The sequence below is a fragment of the Bacillus sp. Bvel1 genome (assembly GCF_014872755.1).
Taxonomy (GTDB): domain Bacteria; phylum Bacillota; class Bacilli; order Bacillales; family Bacillaceae; genus Bacillus; species Bacillus velezensis.
The window spans coordinates 38,286-62,377 of sequence record NZ_JAAOBZ010000007.1; the positions used below are offsets into that span (position 1 = coordinate 38,286).

Consider the following 24,092-nt stretch of genomic DNA (forward strand, 5'->3'; position numbering starts at 1 on the left):
TTATTTACGCTTTAACGCCCCGCCTTTGCCTCTTTTAAGTGTTTGCCTGTCTTGTCCCATCATTTGCCGCCAAAAGCGCTCTGATCGCTCCTGAGCGTTTTTATTGGGCTTTTCCTTCCTCTTCTTCATGCCGTCCCTCCGTTCAAATAAAAAACGGACACCAATCAGAGCACAGTGATTCTGTGCAATGATCAGTGTCCGCAGGCTCTCCGTCTTGGACATATTGATTTTTGATTACTTCACGTAAAAATTTGATGGTCGGTGTGGCTCATTCCGCGCCCTCCTTTTTAAGATTAAAACCTAATAAAAATGCAGTGGAATAAATCGCTTGAGCTGAATTAAGGTTCATATAGTAATCGCCCATATCTTCTATTGATTCGGAAGCAGGTGGATTATTTTTCAAATTGTTATATGTCGCTTGTAGTGTCTCTTCTTTTCTGTCTAAAGTCTGAATAGCCGCCTCCAGATAGACTGCAAGATCAAGAGTTTCCTCAAGTGCATGCTGCAACCAGCCGCGCAGATCATAGGCATTAACTTGGACGGGCTGGCCGTACTTGGCAAGCCCCTTGTCCTGTTGTGCGTTTAGTTTGCTGATGACGGCTGAAATGATCGGGTTGTCAGCGTGGTTCATCAATACCCCTCCTGCTGCCGCTGATGATTGACGGCGTTTTTGTCCATGTAAGCTGCTTCGATCTGTTCAGGCGCGAACCCAAGCAATTTGCCTAAATTCAAAAAGCGCTCAAAAGACATTACATAAGTCCACTCGTCTTCAATCGAAAAATAGAAACCATATACAAGTGACATTAAATGTGAAAATGCTTTTCCAATACCGATATTTGTTTCTAATTCCCTTTCTTCTGCCCGTCTCATGATCTGCTGAATCGTAGCGCCATTATCAAATCCAATTCTATTGCCAATGCTCAAGATAAAATGCAGGCAGTCCACGTATTCCTCAAGCAGTGGGTTTGTATCACGAAAAGCCGTTACATCACCCACTTTGCAAATTGGACACTCCTCATAATCAGGATCGAATAAGTTTTCAAAATCTTTTTTGCTTAAATGCTCTCCGCAATTATCATTTTCACACCGGAAAAAGGATGCATTTTCAGGAGTCGCACCAACATTTGTTGATACTTTTGTTCTTGGCTTTTGGTTATTACTCCAATGCTTAAAGCCGCGCCATTCATTCGCACACTCGGCCAGCTCCACTTGTAAAGCGAGAATGAGGTTCGGCAGCAAGTCCTGTCCCTCAAGCCCCTTTTCTTTGATGATCCGATCGTCAAGCACCTTTTGCATTTCAAACATTTTTTGTAGATTCATTGTTTCCGCTCCCTTATTTCCGCCCGCCGACGGTATTTTGAAGAAATTCATGTACATGACACATCAGCAGCATGCCGCCTGTTTCTGGTCCGTACTTTTCACGGAAGACAGCCAATGCTTGTTCAAAAGCCTGCCTGTAATCCTGTTTCACTATCTCACCCCATCAATCCCGGCAGCACGGAGATAGTGAAGAAGATGAGCCCCACGCAAGCCCCGACCAGCCAGATATTTGTTTTATCCCGTTTAGCGATAATGGTATGATCGCCAATCATTTTCAGATCGTCAGACCGAGCGACAAGCGTCGGGATGTAGTCCGGGTGAACCTTTAAAAGCTCGGCCGCTTGCTCGACGGTCATTGCTTCGTCCTTCGTGGCCTTCACGTTCCGTTGCAGTTCTACTTGTAGTGGCATCATTTTTCTTCCCCCTCGCAATGGCATTCACTTTCTTCATGACCGCATTCTTCGCATATTTTTTCAACCTGCCAACCCTCAAAGCGATATTGGGGCATTGAATAATATTCTTTGTAGCAACTCGTGCATGTTACGATCCCGTCGCTGTCTGAATCCCAGTTAGAAAAGGATGCTTCTTCTGTGCAATCGCAATACGGACAAGTTTGTTCTTGGGATAATTCGCTCATTCCGCGTCACCTACAATCTGAAGATTTTTATAATGAGCTACATGTCCGCAGGGATTTTTCCAAATATGAACCTGTCCAAAGAATCCGTCTTCAGCGTGCTGCGTGAGCTGAGGATTTCCCATTTCCCCGCCACAAGTAGGGCATTCCCAAAGTGCATTGATTGTTTTGAATCCGGTCAGGAAACCATTGGTATCGCGGGCGGGAATCGTTACTTTTTTTGTCTTCATTCCGCAGCCCCCTCCAATGCTTCAACTTTATCTTCCAATTCCTCTATCTCGTCCTCTAAATTGCTGTTTTCAAATTCTAAATCTCTTATTTCTTCTTCCTGTCCCTCGACCTTTAATTTTAGTTCTTCGTTCTCTTTTGTAAGCCGCTGAATCTCTTCCTGAGCCTGCCGAAACTGAATGACCGTGACATCCTGCTGGCGCTGATGCTCCCGATTCATAGCCTGTTGCATGATTAACTCTTCCGCGAGCTTTTCGGCTGCTGCTTCTAAAGATATTTGCTCCGGTGTACTGGCCGCCGTTTTCGAAATGGTGCAAATGTAAGAGCCGGTATATAAAACTTCACCTTTTGATAAGTTGATTTTGAATTCTTTCATGCCCGGGCCTCCCGGTCTAAAAGACATGTTTTGCATACAACCCAATGAGCTGAATAATATATTTTTCCGCAGCGTTCACACTTGCGGGCGATTTCGTTTTGATACATTTTCCGTTCCTCCCCCGCAGGGGAAAACCCCTGCTAATTGAATTTATGGCCGATCTCGTAATCACAACGAGCCAGACCGCCTTTTACTGTTTGAATGATTGTTTTACCGTGTTCCGGTGCCTCAACGACATATGCGGCGTTTTGGTTGCCGTCTAACACGATGACAGACACCTTCCCCGGCTCAATAAATTGAGAAACACTTGTATTTTGATTGAGTGATATATGTTTTGGCTGCATGTTCAAAGCCTCCGTATGGTATAATAAAAGTGTCTAGGTTTTATTTACCATACGGTGGCGGTTGCTTTAGCGGCCGTCCTTACATCCAATAGTTTGACGGGAATAGCTGTATGCCAACCTTTGGTTTTTCCGTCGGAATGATTGGGTGTTTTTTTATATACTCAACGCGTTCCTCTTCGCTCATCACCCGTGTTGTAACTTCTCCGTGCCGACGCAAGTTTTTGTTTTCTGTCATGGTGCTGTCCTCCTATTCTTTATTCATGCCTTTGATTTGAAGATTATATAAGCGCTCAAGCTCTTCATCTGTCTGGCGGTTTAAAAAATCTCTGCCATAAGAACCGATAAGCAAAAGCCATTCCATTAAATGCTTTCGTTCTGCCTGTCCCAACGTCTGCCACTCCCTTCATAATCAGCATTTGTAAAGCCGCGTTCCGCACCTCCGGGGTACAGTCTTCATAACGCACGATGACCATAAGTTGCTGGACCGTTGCTTTTTCAAAACGGAAGCTTTTGCTTGTTGCGTTCATCTTCTGACGCTTCCTTTCCGAGCAAGCCGGATTCCCGAGGCTCAATGAGGTCTCTTTTTGCTTGGTCGATGATAAGGAATAACGTTTCATCTTCATTCCGTTTCAGCTCTTTTGCTATGTTGAGGTAAGACTCATCTGCCGCCCACAGCTCCCGGAAACGCCTGATTTCACTGTCATAAAACATGAAGTTTAGGTCCTGAAAAGGGATATACACCGGGCTTTCTTCAAACAAATAGCGTAGTCGGAACATTTTATCTTTCATGGTTTTCTCGGATATTCTAATTCTTTTGTTAGCGCGTAAACCGTTCTTACGGGCGGGCAGGATGTTTTTTCTTGCAAAGTCCATGACCAGCAAAATGATTTCATCCGAATCCCTGTTTAATAATTCCGACATATCAAGAATTGATTTCCCATCATGCCAGTATTGAACTACCTTTTTCAGCTGGACCATTGACCATTCATAATTCATATCCTCCAAAGCCAGTTCGAACCGTTCGGCATTGACCGCCTGACTCATGCTAAACACTCCTTTTTGTAATTCATATAGCGGTGAACAAGTATGAGGCGGTGTTCATGCTGCAGATTCTTCGTTACAAGCCAGTTGTTTGGATTTAAGCCGTTTGCCTTAATAACATTTTTCTGTGCGCGCGTCGGGCGCTTCCCGTGTTTCACACTGCATTCCCCCTAAAGTTCTGATAGTCTGCTATTTTTTGATCAAGAAGAGCAATAAGATTATCAAGCTCTTGTTTGCGTTCAGCGTCGGTAAGCTTTCGTTCCGCCTTGAATTCCCAAACGCCGGGCATGATCATATCAGCCTTGGTTCCAAGCACTATTCCCACCTCCTTTAATGCGTCTGTCCTCTCCGGTAAACTTGACAACCCTCGTCCCTTGCATCATTCGAGATATGATCCGGCCGCCATGTGTACCGTATTTGCTTTGGAGGCTTTCAACGTTGTAGTTGGTCGTTATGATATTGGGCTTGTCCTCTCGAGACTCAATAATTGTCAGAATCAAGTCAGCAGCCCATGATTCCTCCCCGTCTTTATCCTTCCTGACGTATTCAGCTCCAAGGTCATCCAGCACCAGTAACTCGCATGATTCAATGTTTTTCAAAATATGTGCTTCTGTCTCTTTTGAATCGCCATAAGAGTTTCGAATTTTTCTAAGCAGCATTTTTGTATTGGCGAAGATGACATTTTTTCGTAGGCTCTTCACATGCTGTGCGACACTGTGAGACAGGTGGCTCTTTCCGATTCCATAATTCCCTTGCAATAATAAAGAATCAAAATCACCCCAGTTTCCAAAGTTCTCCGCATACCATTTCAGCTTGCGAAAAGCGTCCTGTTGCGAATCGGATAAACCCTTCAAATTAAAATTTCCGAATCTGGCTTTCTGTGTATCTGGTGGGACAAGACTGTTATTCCAGAAAAAAGCGTCCGCTGCTGTTTCTTCTTGAAATTGAATCATTTCTTTTTCAAGCGCTAAGTTATCGCATGATAAACACCGGCTATGCCTAGCCCCGTTTTGCATGTAGATAGGAACCGTATTGCCGCATGATTCGCATTCTCTTTCTCCGATCTTGTCAGGAAACAAATGCTTGAGCCTGTCGGGGAGCACTTTAGAAAAGGCCTGAGTATTGGTCTTTCTCGGGCTTTCCGCTCTGAGCAATTGAACCCCCTCCTTTTTGGTTTAGGTATGATTCAAATTTTGTCCCGAACAATGTTTGAGGGCGTAGAAACTTATTCATAGTAGGATCATTGAGCCATTCCTCTGTTTTTACAAGAATGACATGTTTAAAATCTTCAAAACGAAAACCTTCGTTCCAGCGTGCTTTGATGTCCTTTTTTGTTTTTTCTGTGGTATATCGGTATCGTGTACCCGCTACTTTGTTCAGCAGATCAATGATCAGCTTGTATGGAATCTCGTCCTTTTCGTTTTCGGAAGAAGATGCGTCGTCGGGTTTACCCGACAATATATCTTTTAATTCTTCTTCTTCTTCTTCTTTCTTCTTTCTTCTTTCTTCTTCTTGTTCGTTACCTTGCGTTACTGTAACGTTACCTGTAACGTTACTAGGTTGAGAAAGCTGTAAAGCCTTTTGTTTTTCCCGATATTTAGCAACTCTTTTGCGTGTATCTTCCCTGATTTTATCCATCGCATCGACGTTCTGATGCTTTTCCCAATTGCAAATACTGATATAGTTCTGATCGTTAATCTCGATCATTCCGAACCGTCTAAATGTATCCAAGGCCATTCTTACAACCCCCAACGGCCGCGAGAAAATAGCTGCAAGCATTTCGTCAGTATACGGAACATTTTCACTAAGAAAGATGTAACCGGAGGCGTTGGTTTTACCAGCTTGAGCGAGTAATTTCACCCAAATAATTAACAAAGTGTCAGCTTCGGGCATCTGTTCAATAAGCTTAATTTTTTCGTCATCAAACATATGGGTGCTGAGCTTTACGAATTTAATTTCGCCCATTCAACTCCCCCCTTTCTGACTTGGTCAAAGACCATACAGACCGCTTGCCGTTGACAATTACAGAGCCGAGGGTGTTTTGCTGACATTGATCAGACAGGCAGGTGCCGCCTTGAGCTTCTAGTTCGGCAATTGCCCTTTCGTGAGTATTAACAGACTCGCTTATAATTACGTGAATTTGATTATGCAGCCAGACGTGGCTTTCTAAAAACACATGTATTCTCCTTTCGGCTATTTGTTGAAAATCTCAGCAAAGTGCTTATCTAAAAAGGCAGCCATTTTAGAAGCTTGAAAGCTCCAGTTTTGCCCTTTGGCTTGCGGGTAAAATACAAAACCCCCGTTTACCGAATCTAAAACTTTGCGGAACCGACTTGGGTATAAAATGTTTTCTTTGATCCACTCGCTTTTACGTGCTGTCTTTTTCTCAAGGTCTTTCATGTTCCAATAGACCCCGGATAACGATTGTTCTCTTAGTTCCTGGAGTTCCACCTTGCTGATGAGAATTTTGTCAGCAGGGATCGGAATTGACAGGCTAACATCAAGAAGTTGTTCCATAAGTTTCTCCTCTCATGTCTTTTAAAAATTTTACTCACTTTTATTTTGTTCCTGTCAGTACCATTATTGTTCAAAAAAAAATCGGATCTTAATATTAAGTTTCTTCGTGACCTTTTCAATCGCCTGCATAGAAAGATTCGCTTTCCCTCTCTCAACTCTTGAGATGTATGAAGCTGTGTACCCTAAGAATTGAGCGAATTCGATTTGAGACATTTTCCGCTTTTTTCGGATTTTTTGGAGCAGACGTCCAAACTCTTTCAGATCGAACATTTGTTTTAACACATCCTTTTTGTACCTGAAAGGAACAATTCGATCTTAACATAGCGATTTTTTTTACACAAGTGCTTTTTAAAAGAATTTTCTCGTGAGGTACACGATATGGTATAATTACCTATGAGGAATAAGGTTAATTTTTCAAAAGAGCAGGTGTTATTATGGGAAATATGAAAATGGGAGAAGCGATTCGGCGTATTCGTAAGGAAAAGAAAAAAACATTAGATGAAGTTGCCGAAGCTGTGGGAATTACACACAGCTACCTTTCAAGAATAGAAAGAAATTTACAACAGCCATCAATACAAGTAATAGAAAAAATCGCTGACTATTTAGGCGTCCACAAATCATACTTGTTTTTTGATGAAGAGAGCCTAGAAAAGTATTCAGAACCAGAGAAGCAGCTTCTTTCACAGAAGAGTATAACAATAGATGATCTCAAGAAGCTAAACATTGTCCACGATAACGGAAGTAAGATAACAGAAGAAGAATTGCAAATGGTTATAAATTATTTAAAGGAATTAAGGGAATTAAAAGAACGACATTTGAAAGATTTAAATTAACCAACTTTAAGTTTTTTTGTGTCCACATTTTTCTCCTTTTCAATTTCCTTTTTTAGATTCCCGATGATGTTCTCGAATGTAATATGCATGATGTGTTTCCCCTCCCAAAACAGAACGTTTGTTCCTATTATATTTAATAACAATTTTAAAATAAATACTTTTTCAGGAATTTCCTATTTTCGTTTTTCCGGAAAACAGGAAATATCCCCGAAAAGTACGAAAGACGTTGCCAGTCATGGCAGCGTCTTTTTGTTTTTTTATGTACTTTTCGGGAGTCAGATATACTACATGCCTACTCTTATCTCAGTCGTTTGAAAACTTCCGCCTGCTTCAGAATGGTTTAACGAAACACCCACAAAAGCAGTAGTCAGTATACCGAACGCTAAAACTAAGGTCAATGACATTTTTCTCATCTGCAACACCTCCCACTTCTAAATATTAAAATTAAATCCTAATTTTATCAAGTCAATTTTAGGAAGAGTTGCTCTAAATTGATCTTGCTGTTGAGAAAAATAATAAAGGGATAGCAATAATTTTTCAGCGTTTTCTTCTCTTTTCCCATCAAAAAGAAGAGCATATTTTTTATAAAAGGAATCCGAATAGAAAGAGTTTAATGGGTCGGATCTTCCTAAAGCCTTTGCGAATTCAGTCACTTGAAACTCCTTTGAAATTTCTTTGTTCCAATAATATTGTAATATGGCTATTTCCTCTTTATTCTGGACCATTTCCTCACTGCGATCAGGGAAATTTGCAAGTAAGTTCAAACACCTCAAATAGTACCTATAAGAATGGCAATATGATTCATTCATATAAGACAATGCCAATATGTACAAAGCTGTCATATTCAAATTGATACTGAGGTCTTTTTCAAGGAGAGAGAAGGCCGCCTCTCTCGCCTTATTAACGTCGTTGTTTTGTTTTAAATATATATTCACTAAGACTTCTTCTATACGAGCAGTAAATGCGATTTTCAAAAATGGATCTGATAAATTTTTAATAAGACTTCGAATGGATCGAATATGGTATAGAGTGATCTCATACCTGCCATTATAAAAGTACCCATACATTTCTAGTATACTCAACAACGTTCTCATTTCGTCACAAGAAGGACTAAACTTCTTTAATCCTTCGGTATACTCAATATTCCCAAAAGAGAATCTTGAATTAAGAATAAATCTATAAATATTAGACCATTGATCGTATTTGCCATCCCTTTCAATCTGGGCGCTTATCAATGCCTCTATAACAGAATATAATTGCTTAGTGTAGCAATATTCCAAAGCAGAAGCATAATTTTTCTTTTTCACTCCAGTTAAGCAGTGCTGTTCCATCAATGCAGTTTCATTTTCTGGATCAACATACCTTATGATCTCTCGAACCATCCAAAAATTAATTTCTTTTCCGCTAAGAAACTTACTTAAATAGCCTTCGCTAATCCCGATTTTAGCAGCTATAACATTCTGCTTTTCATCAGAGGATTTTATTAATTCTTTTAGATGGATCCTTATATCTCTAGCTGCTACTGTTTCCATATGATCACCTTTTCACCTCAAATTTAACATAATCACAAAGAAAATTTTGTCGAACGATGGCGATAAGATTTAGAATTTTTTGATTTTTTACGTTATAATTTATTCCTCTCAATACTTATTATAACTTATTTTACAATGGTTAACTAATCGAAAAGCCTTATTTGGGACAATCTTTTAAATAAATTAAGATAGTGCTATCTTATTATTGAGAACTAAAGTTCCCCTATAGGAGTGAAGAAATGGCTAGTTTCCTAAAACGCGGTAAAACGTGGCAGTATTGCGTTAGCGCTAAACCCAAGCCCATCAGGAAAGGCGGTTTTAAAACTAAGAAGGAAGCTCAAGTAGCTGCCACAGAGGTTGAAGAAAGATTGAGGAAATATAAAACGCCGGGCACTACAAAAGTCCTCTTTGATGAATACTTTAAAAGTTGGGTAAATGTTTATAGAGCTGATATTAGCGCTATCACTCGTGAAGGTTACTATATTACACTTGGAGAAATTTCAGAGAATTTTGCAGGCAGATATATCAATGACATTACTAAACGAGAATATCAAGAGTTTTTAAATAAGTTTGGAGCTGAACACGCAAAAGAAACTGTTAGAAAAATAAATACGCACATTAGAGCTTGTGTGCTAGAGGCAATTGAAGAAGGAATTATTCAGTTTGATTTTACCAGGAAAGCAAAATTGACTGGAAGTGTGGAATCAAAACGCCCCGAAGAAAAACACTTGAATTATGTTGAAAGTCAAAAGCTTTTAAATGAATTATATGTGCGCAAGGATCAGTCTATCGGATATTATTTATTAATACTGGCCCTAACTTCAGGAATGCGATTTGCAGAAATTGTAGGGTTAACACCTGAGGATTTCAACTTTAAATTAAATGAGATTACAATCAACAAAACCTGGGATTATAAAAAAGGAACGGGTTTTGCTACGACAAAAAATGCGTCTTCGAATAGGACCATTAAAATGGATTCTAATACAATGGGTTTATTCAAAAAGCTGTTTGCAGAATCTGAAATACCTGATAACATACATAATCTTGTATTTTATAGTCCTCGCAGCTCTAAGAAAGTCATCACTAACGAATTTGTCAACAAAATATTGAAAAAGACATTAACAGACTTGAAAATAGAATCAATTTCGATACATGGATTGAGACATACACATGCCAGCGTGTTGCTCTATAAAAAGATTTCAATTTATTATGTCTCAGAGCGTTTAGGTCATGCCAAGATAGATACCACGCTTAATTATTATTCACATATAATTAAAGAACTCCGTGAAGAAGATACACGAAACACCCTTGATCTGTTTGAAAAAATGCCAGACGTGAAAAAATCTGTTTAGAAATGTGCAAAATTTGTGCAAAAAAAAATAAAATCATATCGTTTTTCAGCGGGTTCATACACAAATAAAAAACTTACAAAAACGAGAAAAACCCTTGTGTAACAAGGGTTTTTCTGTTTTGCCGACATTATTAATCTGCACCTATCTTATGCTGGAAACGCTCTAGGAGAGATTCGAACTCCCGACCTGCAGTTTAGGAAACTGCTGCACTATCCGCTGTGCTACTAGAGCCTGCTTCTATTATAGTAACGCTGGCGGCCGTTTTTTTCAAGCCTACAGCCCTCCGAACACTTTATAGGCGGCTCTCGTCGTATCTTCATCTATTCCGATATAACGCATTGTAATAGACGGAGAAGAATGATTCAAAATCCTCTGCAGTTCAGCAATGTCTTTTGTCCTCTGATAAAAATGATACCCGAACGTCTTTCTAAGCGTATGCGTCCCGATTTCCTCCAATCCGCACGCGGCAGCTGCTTCCTTTAATATTCTGTATGCCTGAATCCGGGAAATGGGCTTATTCGTCCGTTTCGATTTAAACAAATAGTCATCCTCTTTCATGTCTTTTGTATAAGCGTATATGTCGGCCTTTAAAGACTCCAGTATCAGAATTTTTCTTTTCTTTCTCGTTTTGCTTTCGGTTGCCCACACATGATCTTTGTTCCTTACATCCCTCACGCGAAGCGGCAGAACATCAGAAATCCGCAGTGCGCTGTTCATGCCGAAAATAAATAAAAAATAATCACGATCACTTTTCTTCATTAAATACTGTTTGACTTCCTGGATCTTCTCCAAACTTCGGATCGGCTGTACGATATGCATCAAAAAACCCCTTATAATTGGTAAAGTAACATATTGAGCGTTATGTTACTATTATAGCCGAAACCTGTTGAATGATAAAGGATAAAGGGCCTTATGTAACATAATATACATAGTGTTACATAAGAGGAATAAGGCACACAGTTTCATCGAAGTCTTCAAAAACATCATTTTTGACCCGATGACGGGATTTTAAATCAATAGAGACTCACGGTATTAAAAAAGAAAAACAACGCCCTTAAAACGAAATCTGAGCATTCGTTTTTTTGTGAGCAACCGAAAAAAATGAAAAAAAGACACAATATGAAATTGTGTCCTAGTCTTCATCTTTTACATCAATGTCTTCAGGAAGCGGCTCATTTAAAAACTCTTGAATCATTTCCTTATATTTTTCCAGCTGTTCGAGATGGGTTTGAAATTGTTCCTTGTTGATTAAATATTGCTGTCCGTCATGTACGGCCCTTATTTTATTCGTCAAAACAAGATTGTGCACATATTCTTCAGGAAGACTGGTAAACTCAGCTGTCTCTTTGATCGTTAAATACATGGCTCACGTTCCTTTCATATGTCATGTGAGTGAATTCTGTTTTGTTTATTGTAGCTTATTTTTTGTCTTTATGCTTGTTTCACAGCTTTTTCTGCCCGGTTTCCCATTTAGCCTATTTGCGACTGATTATATTCACACAGAAACTCCGGCTTTTTGCGCACCGGACTATTCCGTTTGTCACTTGTGAAAACAGCACATTTTACTTACTCTATAATTGTAAGCGGAAAACAAAGGAGGCAGACTATGAAAAAGAAAAAGTTTATGAATCTCTGTTTTATCGTTCTGCTCAGTACTTTGCTCACGGCCGGAAGCATCCCTTATCACGCTCAGGCTAAGAAACACCCGTTTTCCTATGACGACTACAAACAGGTAGATGTCGCCAAAGACGGCATGGTTGCCACCGCCCATCCTCTCGCTTCACAAATCGGTGCCGACGTGCTGAAAAAAGGAGGGAATGCAATTGACGCCGCGGTCGCCATTCAATTCGCATTAAACGTAACTGAACCTATGATGTCAGGAATCGGCGGCGGCGGATTTATGATGGTTTATGATGCGAAGACGAAAGACACCACCATTATCGACAGCCGGGAACGCGCACCGGCAGGCGCAGCACCGGATATGTTCCTTGACGAGAACGGCAAAGCTATCCCTTTCTCCGAACGCGTTACTAAAGGGACTGCAGTCGGTGTTCCGGGAACATTAAAAGGACTTGAAAAAGCGCTCGACAAATGGGGCACACGCTCCATGAAACAACTCATCACCCCTTCCATTAAACTTGCCTCAAAAGGCTTTCCGATCGATTCGGTTTTAGCTGATGCCATCTCAGATTATAAAGACAAATTATCACACACCGCTGCAAAAGACGTGTTTCTTCCGGACGGAGAACCTCTGAAAGAAGGAGACACACTCATCCAAAAAGACTTAGCCAAAACATTTACAGCTATTAAGTACAAAGGCACAAAAGCATTCTATGACGGTGCATTCTCCAAAAAGCTTGCGGAAACAGTGCAGGAATTCGGCGGCTCAATGACAGAAAAAGATATCAAAAACTTCAATGTGACGATTGACGAACCGATCTGGGGGGATTACCAGGGCTATCATATCGCAACTGCTCCTCCTCCAAGCTCGGGCGGTGTTTTCCTGTTGCAAATGCTGAACCTCCTGGATGATTTTAAGCTTTCTCAATATGATATCCGTTCTTGGCAAAAATATCAGCTTCTCGCAGAAACGATGCATTTGGCTTATGCTGACCGCGCCGCATTTGCCGGGGATCCAGAATTCGTCAACGTCCCTCTCAAAGGCCTCTTGAATCCAGATTATATCAATGCCCGCAGACAGCTGATAGATATTGATAAAGTCAATAAAAAACCGAAAGCCGGCGACCCTTGGGCCTATCAGGAAGGTTCTGCAAACTATAAACAAGTGAAGCAGCCGACTGACAAACAAGAAGGCCAAACGACCCACTTCACGGTAACCGACCGCTTCGGCAATGTCGTATCTTATACGACAACGATTGAACAGCTGTTCGGTTCCGGCATTATGGTTCCCGGATACGGCGTTGTGTTGAATAATGAGTTAACAGACTTCGATGCGGTGCCTGGCGGCGCAAATGAAGTGCAGCCGAATAAACGTCCGCTCAGCAGCATGACTCCGACTATTTTATTCAAAAATAACGAACCTGTCCTGACTGTCGGCTCTCCCGGCGGAGCAACGATTATTTCTTCCGTCCTGCAAACGATCCTGAACAAAGTTGAGTACGGCATGGATCTGAAAGCGGCGGTCGAAGAGCCGAGAATTTACACAAACAGCATGACATCCTATCGATATGAAAAAGGAGTGCCGGAAGAAGCCCGCACAAAACTGAACGAAATGGGGCATAAATTCGGCAGCAGCCCGGTTGATATCGGTAATGTGCAAAGCATCCTGATCGACCGTGAAAACGGCACCTTTACCGGAGTTGCCGATTCAAGCCGAAACGGAGCCGCAATCGGCGTAAACTTGAAACAATATAAAAAATAACTAGACAAAAAGCCTCGTTTCTCAAGCTGAGAAACGAGGCTTTTGTTTATTCTGCACTGTATTCAGATGAGGGTTTTTCAGATGTTAACGAGGCAAGTGAAAGCACGCCGCACATCGCGATGACAACACCCGCTGATCCGATCCATGTCACTGACGCAAGAGACAGATGAGTGACAACAATGCCCCCGATGCCCGCCCCGGCCGCCATAGCCAGCTGCATCACAGACTGGTTGAGACCAAGTAATACACCCGATGATTCAGGCTCCATCGTTGCCAAATGATACTGCTGAGCAGGTCCTGATGACCAGGCGGCGAAGGACCAAAAAATAAGTACTGCCGCCGCTCCGAAAGCAGAATGTGTGACAAACGGCAATAACATGAGCATGATAGCATGAAGCGCCATTCCGCCGGTTAATGTCATACGCGCCCCCCATTTGTCAGCACTGAAACCGCCTGCTTTAGAACCGGCAAGACTAGCAACACCGAAAATAAGCAGCAATGTACTCAGTATTCCGCTGCCGATATGAGTGACGTTCAGTAAATACGGAGAAAGGTACGTATACGCAACCGAATAGCCTCCGAGCCAAAAAAACGTAATAGCAAGCCCGACAGCCACCTTTCGTTTCTTCAAAAGAGAAAATTGCTGAATAAGCGGCACCGGTTTATCTCCTTTTATCTCAGGCAACGCAAAACGTATAATAAGCATGGCAATGATTCCGATTGCCGCAATTCCGGCGAAAACCACCTTCCAGCCAAAAGCTTCAGACACGGTTCTTCCGATCGGAACACCGATAATGAGCGCCGCCGTAAACCCCATAATGACGGTCGCGAGAGAACTTGCCTGTTTTCCCGGGGGAGCGATTTTTGCTGCGATCGTAAGCGCGGTGACCACCACAGTTCCTGCTCCAAGCGCCATGATCACCCGGGCTGCCGCAAATAAGCCGTATCCCTGTACAAGAAATGAAATGATATTTCCGATTACAAACAATCCAAGAGCATAGATCATGAGCTTCCTTCTGTCCAGTTTTGCTGTAAGGGCCATCATGACAGGCGTTCCGATTGCATAAACAAGTGAAAAAATCGTAATCAGCTGCCCTGCTGCTGCCACAGTAACTCCCAAGGAACCTGCAATTTTATCAAGCATCCCGGATATCACATATTCAGACGTCCCCACTAAAAAGCTGATAATTGCCAAAATGTAAATCTTCCAGGTATTTTGCACCTGACACACTCCTTCATTGATAATTTATATAAAGATATATTGTGATATATCGATATAAAGAATTGAACAAACAGAAACAAATCGCAATATGTCGATGTGTAGTCGAAAAAAGAAACTGAATCCCTCTTCTAAAGGATTCAGCCCTACATTTCGCGCTGAAAATAATCGGCCATCGCCTTTATCGCATCTTCATCTCTTTTATAATAGGTGTATTTGCCAATCCGTTTTGTTTGGATAAGGCCTGCGCGCTGAAGAATGGAAAGATATTGAGACGCCGTTGACTGTGTCATCTGAAGCTTATCGGTGATCTGGCTGACACATACTCCGATCTCATTCATATCAATGCCATCATGCGGTGCGAAGTGACGGTCCGGCTCTTTCAGCCATTGTAAAATCTCAAGCCGTGACTCATTAGACAACGCTTTAAAAACATCAATAGGTTTCATACGCTTTATTATATCGTGATTTTACGATATGTCAATGTTATTTTTCTTGAATCTCTATTTTTTGTTTTGTCTCTCTTATGATCCGGGAAATAAAATCACTCACATTCTCTTCAAATGTGTTTTCCCGCCCGTATTGCCTTACATGTACAGAATGGTGGCGGCACTCTTGATCTCCCACAACCGCCATATACGATATTTTTTTCATTTGTGCTTCTCTGATTTTATAGCCGAGTTTTTCATCACGCTGATCGAGCTCAGCCCGGATACCCGCTTTCTTTTTGAGAAAAACCGGAACGAAAAAAAATTGGCGTACACAGCTGTCCTGTTTTCTCATCTTCTGTTCGATAATGTTTTTAATCCATTCAGCAGTTCTTCAAACGCCGATGTTAAAAATAAATCACTCCGGTAGATGAATGATATATTCATATTCCGAAAATGTTCAGGAAGCTCATGAAGAAAAAGATTTTTCCTGTTTTGAAAATAACGGACGGCTGATGCAGGCAGAAAGGAGACCCCCATCCCCGCCTGCACCGCCCCAATAATGGCTTCCAACGTACCGAATTCAATGATTTTATGTGCGGGCACTGCCTCTTCTTTCAGTATGTTTTTTATTTTGCGGCGGTGCGAACAGCCCGCGGCAAAATACAGAATCGGCTCTCGCAGCAAGTCTTGCAAACTGCCTTCCCGCTTATTTGAAACCAAGACCAATTCTTCTTGAAATACAGCGACTTGCTCAAGATCTTCATATTCGACCGGTCCGTAAACAAAAGCGCCGTCCAGCTCATAGTGTAGAACGCGCTGCACTAAGGTATGTGTATCACCGGTTGACAGAGACAGCTGTACTTTCGGGTAGCGGCTGCAATACTCCGTGAAAAATTGAGGGAGATGGACGGCTGCCGCCGTTTCAAGAGAACCGATTCGAAGCGGGCCGTTCGGATCGCCTGCCTCTCGCGCTGTTTTTTGCGCCTCATGCAGCAATTGAAGGATTCTGTCTGCGTCTTTTAATAAGTTTTCACCTGTTGGCGTCAGCGTCATTCCCCGATTTGTGCGGTAAAAAAGCTGTGTTTGCAATTGCCGTTCCAGCTGCTGAATCCGGTTTGTCACATTTGATTGAACATAATGCAGGCTTTCTGCCGCCTTTGAAATACTTCCTTTGCGGGCGACAGCCTGAAAAATCTTTAAGTCTCCGCTTTCCATCTAAGGGCACCTTCTTGCTATGATTTTTATTGATAGCCGGCTATCAATTTTCATTTATTTACTGCAGCTGATACAGCCTGTAAAATTTTTCTCATCAATCATAAAGGAGAGAAGAATCATGAATGTCCTTATCATACACGAAAATGGCTTTAATTTCAGGCAGGCACCTGACAAAAGGCCGGGAAACGGCGAAGTAAAAATAAAGCTGAAAACAGCCGGATTAAACCATCGTGATTTGTTTTTAATGAAAAAACACGAAACCGGAAACCATGAATTTATTCTCGGTTCAGACGGCGCGGGAATCGTAACCGAAATAGGACACGGCATCCGGTCTCATTTACTGAATGCAGAAGTCATCATCAACCCGGTACTGAATTGGAAGACTGTTGAGGACGTACCAGCCGTCCCTGATATTTTAGGCGGTCCGAGCGACGGAACATTTTCACCTTATGTCATCGTTCCTGCGGAAAATGCCGTTTTAAAACCCGAACACCTGACTTGGGAGGAAGCGGGCGTCCTGCCGTTATCAGCATTAACCGCTTATCGCGCCTTATTTACAAAAGGACAATTAAAAAAAGGCGAACACCTTATCCTTCCGGGCATCGGAAGCGGCGTGGCAACATATGCCTTATTAATGGCAAAAGCTATCGGAGCGACAGTCAGCGTCACCTCCCGCAGTGAAAACAAAAAACAAACCGCACTGTCATACGGTGCAGACCGGGCGATTGACAGCTACGGTGACTGGAATGAGGCGCTGAATGGCGAAAAAGCAGATATCATACTTGACGGTGTAGGCCCCGCTTTATATCAACACTATCTTGACATTATTAAACCGAATGGCCGGATCGTAACATTCGGCGCCAGTTCAGGCGATCAGCTCGGATTTCCCATTCGCTCGCTGTTTTTTCCGCAGATTCATATTCTCGGTACATCAATGGGAAGCAATGAGGAATTCGCGGATATGCTGGAATTGATAAACCGCTGCGGCATCCGTCCCATTATCGACCGCATGTACCCTCTCAGTGAAGCAGCTGCCGCTTTTAACAGAATGCGGGAAGGACGGCAGTTCGGCAATATCGGCTTTCGTATAGATGTCTAAAAAAAGGAACGGACCCGTCCGTTCCCTTATTTGTTTTTAAGCGTTTCCGCTTGAAATTCAATATGTTTTTCTTCATCGATTAAAATCTGCCCGCAAATCGACTGCAGACACACAGAGCCCGTCATGTTTTTTAAGGCGTCATTTTAAACGGCAGCGATGACTTCCGCCGTCAGCAGCACCCTGATCGATTGCGCAAGGCTTGCAAATCGTATCAGTCTGCGGAAAAAAACAATCTCTCCGCTCTGTAAAACAAAATTCCATATTTATCCTCCATTTCCACATTACCTTTATATGACCAATACAAGAAGAAGGAGGTTCCATTTCAATACGAAAAACCGGCTGATCCCAGCCGGTTTTATAAATAAACCCCTTTATTTACGGTAAAACAGTGCTCCCCATTAAATAACTGTCGACTTCGCGCGCTGCTTCCCGGCCTTCATTAATCGCCCATACAATCAGGCTTTGGCCCCTTCTCGCATCCCCTGCGGCGAAAACACCGTCAACATTCGTTTTATAATCCCCATATGCCGCCTGAATTTTATGATTTGCCGAATCGACTCCGAACTGTTTCAATAATGGCTGTTCTGTCCCTTCAAAACCGATGGCGATGAACACCAGCTGAGCAGGCCAGACTTTTTCTGTACCGGGCAGTTCATGAAATTCATACTTTCCGAATTCGTTTCTGACTTTTTCCATTTGAATGGTGTGGATCTCTTGTAAGCGGCCCTGCTTATCGGCCACCATTTTTGTCGTTTGAATTGAATATTCTCTCGGGTCTTTGCCGAACTTTGCCTGCGCTTCTTCATAGGCGTATTCAAGGGTAAAGACGTGCGGCTGTTCAGGCCACATATTGTCGTTCGTGCGCGTCTGAGGAAGTTTAGGATGTTTCCCGAACTGGTGCACGCTGCGCGCTTTTTGACGCAGCGCGGTTGCCACGCAGTCAGCTCCTGTGTCTCCTCCGCCGATCACGATGACATCTTTCCCTTTAGCGTCTATAAATTGTTTGTCTTTGAAGTTGGAATCTAAATAGCTTTTCGTCGCCAGTGTTAAATAGTCCATCGCATAATGGACGCCTTTTGCTTCCCGGCCTTCAATCAGCAGATTGCGCTGCTTTTGGGCGCCTGTGCACAAAATGACGGCATCAAATTGTTCTTTCAGCTCATCTGCCGTTATATCAACGCCGATTTCGGTATTTGTCACAAAATCTATACCTTCCTGCGTCAAAAGCTTAATACGGCGTTCGACGACATTTTTCTCAAGCTTCATGCTCGGAATGCCGTACATCAGCAGGCCGCCGGCTCTGTCGGCACGCTCGTAGACCGTTACGGAATGACCGGCTTGATTCAGCTGATCAGCGCTTGCCAGACCCGCCGGGCCTGAACCGACGACAGCGACTTTTTTACCTGTGCGTTTCGCGGGAATTCTCGGCTGAATCCATCCATTTTCAAAACCTTTGTCAATGATCGTCCGCTCGATGTTTTTAATTGAAACAGCCGGATCTGAAATGGCCAGCGTACAAGATCCTTCACAAGGAGCGGGACAGACCCGCCCTGTGAATTCAGGAAAGTTATTCGTTTTCAGAAGGCGCTCCAAGGCTTCTTTCCAGCGACCCCGATAGACGAGGTCATTCCACTCCGGTATCAGATTATAAATCGGGCATCCGGAGGTAAAACCGTTGATATCAGCGCCGATTTGGCAAAACGGTGTGCCGCAATCCATACACCGCGCCCCCTGCCGCTTTGACGCTTCATCTGAAAATGGAGCCGAATACTCTTTCCAATCCTTTAAGCGAGTGAGAGGGTCCCGCTCAGCCGGTTTTTCTCGTTTTTCTTCCATGAATCCAGTTGGTTTCCCCATGTTCCTCTCCCCTTTCTTACTGTACTACCGCTTGTTTTTGATCTTTGGCAGGCGTTTGCTGAACCTTTGTATTGGCTTCAAAAGCATACATAATTGCGTCTTCTTCTGATAAACCCGCCGCTTTTTGTTCTTCGATGCTGAGGAGCATTTGTTTATAGTTTTTCGGAATGACTTTGATAAAGGTTTCTGCGGCTTTTTCCCAATTGTCCAGGAGATTTGCGGCTTTTTTGCTGTTTGTCAGCGCCGCATGCCGTTTGACCATTTCTTGCACTTCTTTGATCTCCGCCTCATCCGTCAGCTTTTCAAATGAAATCATTTCCATGTTGCATTTGCGTTTAAATGCTTTGGCATCTTCACTCAGGACGTATGCGATACCGCCTGACATTCCCGCCCCGAAGTTTTTGCCGACTTCGCCGAGGACGACAACCCGGCCGCCTGTCATGTATTCACAGCCGTGGTCTCCGATACCTTCTACAACGACATTGACTCCGCTGTTACGGACTGCAAAACGTTCACCGGCGCGCCCGTTAATGTACGCTTCCCCGCTTGTTGCTCCGTAAAATGCGACGTTCCCGATAATAACGTTATCGTGTGTTTCACAATTGAAGGCATCAGGCGCTTTCACGATGATTTTTCCGCCTGAAAGCCCTTTGCCTACGTAGTCATTTGAATCCCCGTTCAAATGAAGCGTCATCCCTTTAGGGACAAATGCTCCGAAACTCTGTCCGGCTGATCCGGTAAAATGAAGTCTGATCGTATCATCCGGCAGGCCTTCCGCTCCGTAGCGTTTAGAAATTTCACTTCCCGTCACGGTTCCGGCTACGCGATTTGTATTATTGATCTTGATTTCAGTTTCCGCTTCCTGACCGGCTTCAATTGCAGCCTGCACCGCCGGAAGAATAACCGTCATATCAAGCGACTCGTCGATTTTATGGTTTTGCGCCGTACGGAAAGTGCGTATGCCTTCAGGCTGGTACAGCAGTGTGGATAAATCAAGCTGGCCCGCTTTCCAATGCGCTTTCGCACGTTCACTGACATGAAGAACGTCTGTCCGTCCGATCATTTCATCAAGCGTCTTAAAGCCTAACTGCGCCATATATTCACGCACTTCTTCTGCGACAAACAGCATGTAATTTACGATATGGTCAGGATCGCCCATGAATTTTTTGCGGAGCTCCGGATTTTGCGTCGCGACACCTACAGGACATGTATCTAAATGGCAGGCGCGCATCATGACGCAGCCGAGAACAACAAGCGGCGCTGTAGCAAAGCCGAATTCCTCCGCACCGAGCAAGGCGGCCATCACGACATCTCGGCCTGTCATCAGCTTACCGTCCGTTTCCAATACCACGCGATCCCGTAAACCGTTCAGCATCAGCGTTTGGTGAGCTTCTGCAAGACCAAGCTCCCACGGAAGACCGGTATGTTTAATACTCGTTTTCGGCGATGCGCCCGTTCCGCCATCGTAGCCGCTGATGACGATGACATCCGCAGTGCCTTTTGCCACACCGGCCGCAATCGTGCCGACACCGGCTTTTGACACGAGCTTGACGCTGATTCGCGCGCTTCGATTTGCATTTTTCAAATCATGGATCAGCTGCGCCAAATCTTCAATTGAATAAATATCATGGTGAGGAGGCGGTGAGATCAGCCCTACACCTGGTGTAGAACCGCGGACATCCGCGACCCAAGGATATACTTTGTTCCCCGGAAGCTGACCGCCTTCTCCCGGCTTCGCTCCTTGCGCCATTTTGATCTGCAATTCATCCGCATTGACGAGATAATGGCTCTTTACGCCGAAACGGCCGGAGGCGATCTGTTTAATCGCACTTCTTCTGTCGTCGCCATTTTCATCCGGAACGAAACGTTTCGGGTCCTCGCCGCCTTCTCCGCTGTTGCTTTTTCCGCCAAGCCTGTTCATCGCTATCGCTAAAGCCTCATGGGCTTCCTTGCTTAATGAACCGAATGACATCGCTCCTGTTTTAAAACGTTTCACGATGGACGCAGCTGATTCAACTTCCTCTAATTTTAAAGGCTTGCGGTCTTCTTTGAAGGCGAACAGATTGCGTAAAAATCCGATTCGTTCTTCATCCGCTGCATGAGAATACTGCTTAAACAGGCTGTAATCATTTTTTCGGCAGGCCCATTGCAGCGTATGGATGGTTTTCGGGTTGAAAGCGTGGTGCTCTCCCCCGTTCCGCCATTGGAATTCACTTCCAGGATCAAGAGTTTGGCTGTAATCATCCTTGTACGCCGCTTGATGGCGCTGTTTCGCTTCTTGCGCAATCGTCTCGATATCGATTCCGCCAAGCTGAGATGCAGTACCGGTAAAGTATTTGGCGATAACCTCTTCACCGATGCCGACCGCTTCAAAAATTTGGGCGCCCCTGTAACTTTGCACAGTTGAAATCCCCATTTTTGACATCACTTTCACGACGCCTTCTGTTACGCTCTTTCCGTATTTGCTGACAGCTTCTTCATACGGAATATCAAGCCGGCCTTCATCGATTTCCTGCTTATACGTAGCATAAGTCAAATACGGATTGACAGCATCGGCACCATACCCGATGAGAGCCGCAAAGTGATGAACTTCACGCGCTTCCCCGGATTCAACGATAATGCTTGCTTTTGTTCGCAGGCCTTGACGGATCAAATGCTGATGCAGCGCACTGACGGCCAAAAGCGGCGGAATCGGCGTCAATTCCTTACTCATTGCCCTGTCAGATAAAATTAACAGAGATACGCCTTCCTTGATCGCTTTTTCCGCTTGCTGAAATAAATCCTTCAGGCCTTTTTCCAGGTCATCGGAAAACAGCGTGCGGATGTTCTGGCTCTTAATGTCAGGGTGCACAAGTGTTTTCAGCGCATAAAACTGTTCGTTTGATAATACAGGAGTATACAATTTTATGCGGCGTGCATTTCTTTCACTCGGATGCAGCAGATCACCTTCAGCCCCAAGCCATGTCACCGTAGAGGTCACAAGCTGCTCGCGGATCGCGTCAATCGGCGGGTTTGTGACTTGCGCAAACAGCTGTTTAAAGTAATGAAACAGTGATTGGGCGCGATCGGATAAAACGGCGAGCGGCGAATCATTTCCCATAGAGCCGAGCGGGTCCTTTCCTTCTTTAATAACAGGAATTAAATATTTCTGGATATCTTCATACGTATAGCCAAACGCTTTTTGACGGACGAGAAGATCATCGAATTGTTCCTCTTCCCGGATTTCCGGGTCAGGATTTACTTGAATTAATTCTTCTTCAAGCCATTTTTGATACGGGAATTCATTGGCGATTTCTGTTTTTACTTCTTCATCTGAAATAATCCGGCCTTCCTCTAAGTCAATGAGCAGCATTTTTCCGGGCTCCAGACGTTTTTTATGAAGAATGTTCTCCTGCTCCACTTCAATAACGCCGACCTCAGATGAGAAAATAATATGGTCATCTTTTGTCACATAGTAACGTGCCGGACGCAGGCCGTTACGGTCAAGGATGGCGCCGATTTGTTTTCCGTCCGTAAACGAAATGGCGGTCGGCCCGTCCCACGGCTCCATTAAAGAGCTGTGATATTCATAAAAAGCCCGTTTCGCTTTAGACATGTGAGTGTTTTCCGTCCATGGTTCCGGAATCAGCATCATTGCCGTATGTGCCGGTTTCCGCCCCGCCATCACGAAAAATTCAAACGCATTATCAAGAATGGATGAGTCACTGCCCTCAGCATTTAAAATCGGCAGCACTTTGTGAAGATCGTCTCCGAAGCTTTCTGAAACGAACTGCTGCTCCCTCGCTCTCATCCAATTGATGTTGCCCCGGAGCGTATTGATTTCTCCGTTATGAATCAGATAGCGGTTCGGATGGGCACGTTCCCAAGTAGGAAAGGTATTTGTGCTGAATCTTGAATGCACGAGTGAAAATGCAGATACGAAGGTTTCATCCTGCAAATCCAAATAAAAAGCGTCAACCTGCTCAGGCGTTAACAACCCTTTATAAACAATAGTCTGGCTTGACAGGCTTGCGAAGTAAAAATCAAGCTGTTCTTGAACACCCCAATTTTCCGCCTGCTTCCGGATAACATACAATTTGCGTTCAAAAGCAAGGCTGTCTTTCAAATCGTTTGCGGCTCCGATAAATACTTGACGCACATACGGGCAAGTGCTTTGTGCCACTGTTCCGATTTTTCCGACATTTACAGGGACGGTTCTCCAGCCGAGAACGATCTGTCCTTCCTGCTCAATGAATGCATTCACCTGTTTTTCGATCTTTTTTCTTTCCTCTTCATTTTGCGAGAAAAAGACCATTCCTACCCCGTAACGGCCTTTTTCCGGCAGCTTCATTTCTCCGCACTCTTTCTTAAAAAAAGCATCAGGGATCTGAACCATCAGGCCGGCGCCGTCACCCGTATTCGGATCACTGCCCTGTCCTCCTCTGTGATCCAGCTGGCAAAGCATCTTCAGTCCTTTTTTGACAATGTCATGTGAAGGTTTCCCTTTTAAATGGGCATACAAGCCGATTCCGCATGCATCGTGCTCAAATTCCGGACGGTAGAGACCTTGTGCTTTCGGCATTTGATTGTAAGTCATAATTCCTCTCCCCCGATCAGTTTCCGTTAATTATCGGTCATAAAATCTGACAACTTTAAATTAATTGTAAGTTTTCAAAACAATATAAACAATATATAATTTAGATCAAATACATCTCAAAATGAGATAGATGGGT

General features: G+C 43.5%; 29 protein-coding genes, 1 tRNA gene and 1 pseudogene. 4 read left to right on the plus strand and 27 right to left on the minus strand.

Going from position 1 to position 24,092, the window contains the following annotated elements:
• From HAP68_RS19790 to HAP68_RS09305, 17 genes are all read right to left on the minus strand, one after another.
• On the minus strand, positions 1–129 hold the full coding sequence (locus HAP68_RS19790; protein ID WP_099686887.1) for a hypothetical protein: 129 nt from the start codon (positions 127–129) through the stop codon (positions 1–3).
• 139 nt (positions 130–268) lie between these two features.
• Positions 269–631 (minus strand): hypothetical protein, encoded by a 363-nt coding sequence (locus tag HAP68_RS19540; RefSeq protein WP_225562147.1) that lies wholly within the window; start codon positions 629–631, stop codon positions 269–271.
• Complete coding sequence (locus HAP68_RS09235) at positions 631–1,320, minus strand: dUTP diphosphatase (RefSeq protein WP_039251256.1); 690 nt, start codon at positions 1,318–1,320, stop codon at positions 631–633. Before HAP68_RS09235 ends, HAP68_RS19540 begins: the two co-directional genes overlap by 1 nt.
• Before the next feature lie 13 nt (positions 1,321–1,333).
• Positions 1,334–1,471, minus strand: coding sequence for a hypothetical protein (locus HAP68_RS09240; RefSeq protein ID WP_172437940.1), 138 nt, complete (start codon positions 1,469–1,471; stop codon positions 1,334–1,336).
• Between the two features lie 4 nt (positions 1,472–1,475).
• Positions 1,476–1,733, minus strand: a complete 258-nt coding sequence (locus HAP68_RS09245) for a hypothetical protein (protein ID WP_039251254.1) — start codon at positions 1,731–1,733, stop codon at positions 1,476–1,478.
• A gap of 220 nt (positions 1,734–1,953) precedes the next feature.
• Entirely contained in the window at positions 1,954–2,184 is a 231-nt protein-coding gene (locus tag HAP68_RS09250) for a hypothetical protein (protein WP_039251250.1), read from the minus strand.
• On the minus strand, positions 2,181–2,558 hold the full coding sequence (locus HAP68_RS09255) for a hypothetical protein (RefSeq protein ID WP_039251249.1): 378 nt from the start codon (positions 2,556–2,558) through the stop codon (positions 2,181–2,183). The genes HAP68_RS09250 and HAP68_RS09255 overlap by 4 nt, the downstream gene beginning before the upstream one ends.
• A 140-nt stretch (positions 2,559–2,698) precedes the next feature.
• Positions 2,699–2,902 carry an XtrA/YqaO family protein gene (locus HAP68_RS09260; protein WP_024085436.1) on the minus strand — a complete coding sequence of 68 codons (204 nt, stop codon included), beginning with the start codon at positions 2,900–2,902 and terminating at the stop codon, positions 2,699–2,701.
• Between the two features lie 79 nt (positions 2,903–2,981).
• Positions 2,982–3,137: a hypothetical protein gene (locus HAP68_RS09265; protein ID WP_015387919.1), complete on the minus strand. Its 156-nt coding sequence runs from the start codon at positions 3,135–3,137 to the stop codon at positions 2,982–2,984.
• A 12-nt stretch (positions 3,138–3,149) separates the two neighbouring features.
• Positions 3,150–3,290: a BH0509 family protein gene (locus tag HAP68_RS09270; protein ID WP_015387918.1), complete on the minus strand. Its 141-nt coding sequence runs from the start codon at positions 3,288–3,290 to the stop codon at positions 3,150–3,152.
• A gap of 107 nt (positions 3,291–3,397) precedes the next feature.
• Positions 3,398–3,946 carry a hypothetical protein gene (locus tag HAP68_RS09275; protein WP_039251246.1) on the minus strand — a complete coding sequence of 183 codons (549 nt, stop codon included), beginning with the start codon at positions 3,944–3,946 and terminating at the stop codon, positions 3,398–3,400.
• Positions 3,943–4,101, minus strand: a complete 159-nt coding sequence (locus tag HAP68_RS09280; protein ID WP_165869033.1) for a DUF6906 family protein — start codon at positions 4,099–4,101, stop codon at positions 3,943–3,945. The genes HAP68_RS09275 and HAP68_RS09280 overlap by 4 nt, the downstream gene beginning before the upstream one ends.
• Positions 4,098–4,259, minus strand: coding sequence for a hypothetical protein (locus HAP68_RS09285; RefSeq protein ID WP_154018700.1), 162 nt, complete (start codon positions 4,257–4,259; stop codon positions 4,098–4,100). The genes HAP68_RS09280 and HAP68_RS09285 overlap by 4 nt, the downstream gene beginning before the upstream one ends.
• A complete protein-coding gene (locus tag HAP68_RS09290; RefSeq protein ID WP_039251244.1) occupies positions 4,240–5,097 on the minus strand; it encodes an ATP-binding protein in 858 nt (285 codons plus the stop codon). Before HAP68_RS09290 ends, HAP68_RS09285 begins: the two co-directional genes overlap by 20 nt.
• Positions 5,048–5,908 (minus strand): phage replisome organizer N-terminal domain-containing protein, encoded by an 861-nt coding sequence (locus HAP68_RS09295; RefSeq protein ID WP_039251241.1) that lies wholly within the window; start codon positions 5,906–5,908, stop codon positions 5,048–5,050. The genes HAP68_RS09290 and HAP68_RS09295 overlap by 50 nt, the downstream gene beginning before the upstream one ends.
• A 228-nt stretch (positions 5,909–6,136) precedes the next feature.
• Positions 6,137–6,460: a DUF771 domain-containing protein gene (locus HAP68_RS09300; RefSeq protein WP_017417255.1), complete on the minus strand. Its 324-nt coding sequence runs from the start codon at positions 6,458–6,460 to the stop codon at positions 6,137–6,139.
• Positions 6,461–6,523: 63 nt separating this feature from the next.
• A complete protein-coding gene (locus tag HAP68_RS09305; RefSeq protein ID WP_032858779.1) occupies positions 6,524–6,730 on the minus strand; it encodes a helix-turn-helix domain-containing protein in 207 nt (68 codons plus the stop codon).
• Between the two features lie 164 nt (positions 6,731–6,894).
• Here HAP68_RS09305 and HAP68_RS09310 point away from each other — a divergent pair, with 164 nt between their 5' ends.
• Positions 6,895–7,293, plus strand: coding sequence for a helix-turn-helix domain-containing protein (locus HAP68_RS09310; protein WP_014305167.1), 399 nt, complete (start codon positions 6,895–6,897; stop codon positions 7,291–7,293).
• 431 nt (positions 7,294–7,724) lie between these two features.
• On the opposite strand, the gene HAP68_RS09315 is transcribed toward HAP68_RS09310, so the two are convergent.
• Positions 7,725–8,825, minus strand: a complete 1,101-nt coding sequence (locus HAP68_RS09315; protein WP_032858781.1) for an AimR family lysis-lysogeny pheromone receptor — start codon at positions 8,823–8,825, stop codon at positions 7,725–7,727.
• Between the two features lie 239 nt (positions 8,826–9,064).
• Between HAP68_RS09315 and HAP68_RS09320 the strand changes: the two genes are divergently transcribed.
• Positions 9,065–10,177: a site-specific integrase gene (locus HAP68_RS09320; RefSeq protein ID WP_039251237.1), complete on the plus strand. Its 1,113-nt coding sequence runs from the start codon at positions 9,065–9,067 to the stop codon at positions 10,175–10,177.
• 158 nt (positions 10,178–10,335) lie between these two features.
• On the opposite strand, the gene HAP68_RS09325 is transcribed toward HAP68_RS09320, so the two are convergent.
• The 3 genes from HAP68_RS09325 to HAP68_RS09335 all read right to left on the minus strand — a co-directional run bounded on the left by HAP68_RS09325 (position 10,336) and on the right by HAP68_RS09335 (position 11,540).
• Positions 10,336–10,408: transfer RNA gene (locus tag HAP68_RS09325), tRNA-Arg, on the minus strand.
• Between the two features lie 42 nt (positions 10,409–10,450).
• Positions 10,451–10,996: a site-specific integrase gene (locus tag HAP68_RS09330; RefSeq protein WP_003153850.1), complete on the minus strand. Its 546-nt coding sequence runs from the start codon at positions 10,994–10,996 to the stop codon at positions 10,451–10,453.
• A gap of 313 nt (positions 10,997–11,309) precedes the next feature.
• A complete protein-coding gene (locus HAP68_RS09335) occupies positions 11,310–11,540 on the minus strand; it encodes an excisionase family DNA-binding protein (protein ID WP_003153848.1) in 231 nt (76 codons plus the stop codon).
• 243 nt (positions 11,541–11,783) lie between these two features.
• Between HAP68_RS09335 and ggt the strand changes: the two genes are divergently transcribed.
• On the plus strand, positions 11,784–13,559 hold the full coding sequence (gene ggt, locus HAP68_RS09340; RefSeq protein WP_024085449.1) for a gamma-glutamyltransferase: 1,776 nt from the start codon (positions 11,784–11,786) through the stop codon (positions 13,557–13,559).
• Positions 13,560–13,605: 46 nt separating this feature from the next.
• Here ggt and HAP68_RS09345 read toward each other — a convergent pair whose 3' ends face one another.
• The 4 genes and pseudogenes from HAP68_RS09345 to HAP68_RS09360 all read right to left on the minus strand — a co-directional run bounded on the left by HAP68_RS09345 (position 13,606) and on the right by HAP68_RS09360 (position 16,424).
• Complete coding sequence (locus HAP68_RS09345; protein WP_024085450.1) at positions 13,606–14,781, minus strand: MFS transporter; 1,176 nt, start codon at positions 14,779–14,781, stop codon at positions 13,606–13,608.
• A gap of 143 nt (positions 14,782–14,924) precedes the next feature.
• Positions 14,925–15,227 carry an ArsR/SmtB family transcription factor gene (locus HAP68_RS09350; RefSeq protein WP_003153841.1) on the minus strand — a complete coding sequence of 101 codons (303 nt, stop codon included), beginning with the start codon at positions 15,225–15,227 and terminating at the stop codon, positions 14,925–14,927.
• 37 nt (positions 15,228–15,264) lie between these two features.
• Positions 15,265–15,504, minus strand: a pseudogene (locus HAP68_RS09355) (His/Gly/Thr/Pro-type tRNA ligase C-terminal domain-containing protein); the annotation flags it as partial.
• Between the two features lie 53 nt (positions 15,505–15,557).
• Positions 15,558–16,424 (minus strand): LysR family transcriptional regulator, encoded by an 867-nt coding sequence (locus HAP68_RS09360; protein WP_024085452.1) that lies wholly within the window; start codon positions 16,422–16,424, stop codon positions 15,558–15,560.
• 118 nt (positions 16,425–16,542) lie between these two features.
• On the opposite strand from HAP68_RS09360, the gene HAP68_RS09365 reads away from it, so the two are divergent.
• A complete protein-coding gene (locus tag HAP68_RS09365) occupies positions 16,543–17,523 on the plus strand; it encodes a zinc-binding dehydrogenase (RefSeq protein ID WP_041482368.1) in 981 nt (326 codons plus the stop codon).
• Positions 17,524–17,898: 375 nt separating this feature from the next.
• Here HAP68_RS09365 and gltD read toward each other — a convergent pair whose 3' ends face one another.
• Both gltD and gltB read right to left on the minus strand, forming a co-directional pair.
• Positions 17,899–19,380, minus strand: coding sequence for a glutamate synthase small subunit (gene gltD, locus HAP68_RS09370; RefSeq protein ID WP_003153838.1), 1,482 nt, complete (start codon positions 19,378–19,380; stop codon positions 17,899–17,901).
• Positions 19,381–19,396: 16 nt separating this feature from the next.
• Positions 19,397–23,956, minus strand: coding sequence for a glutamate synthase large subunit (gene gltB, locus HAP68_RS09375; RefSeq protein ID WP_024085456.1), 4,560 nt, complete (start codon positions 23,954–23,956; stop codon positions 19,397–19,399).
• Between the last annotated feature and the right edge of the window lie 136 nt (positions 23,957–24,092).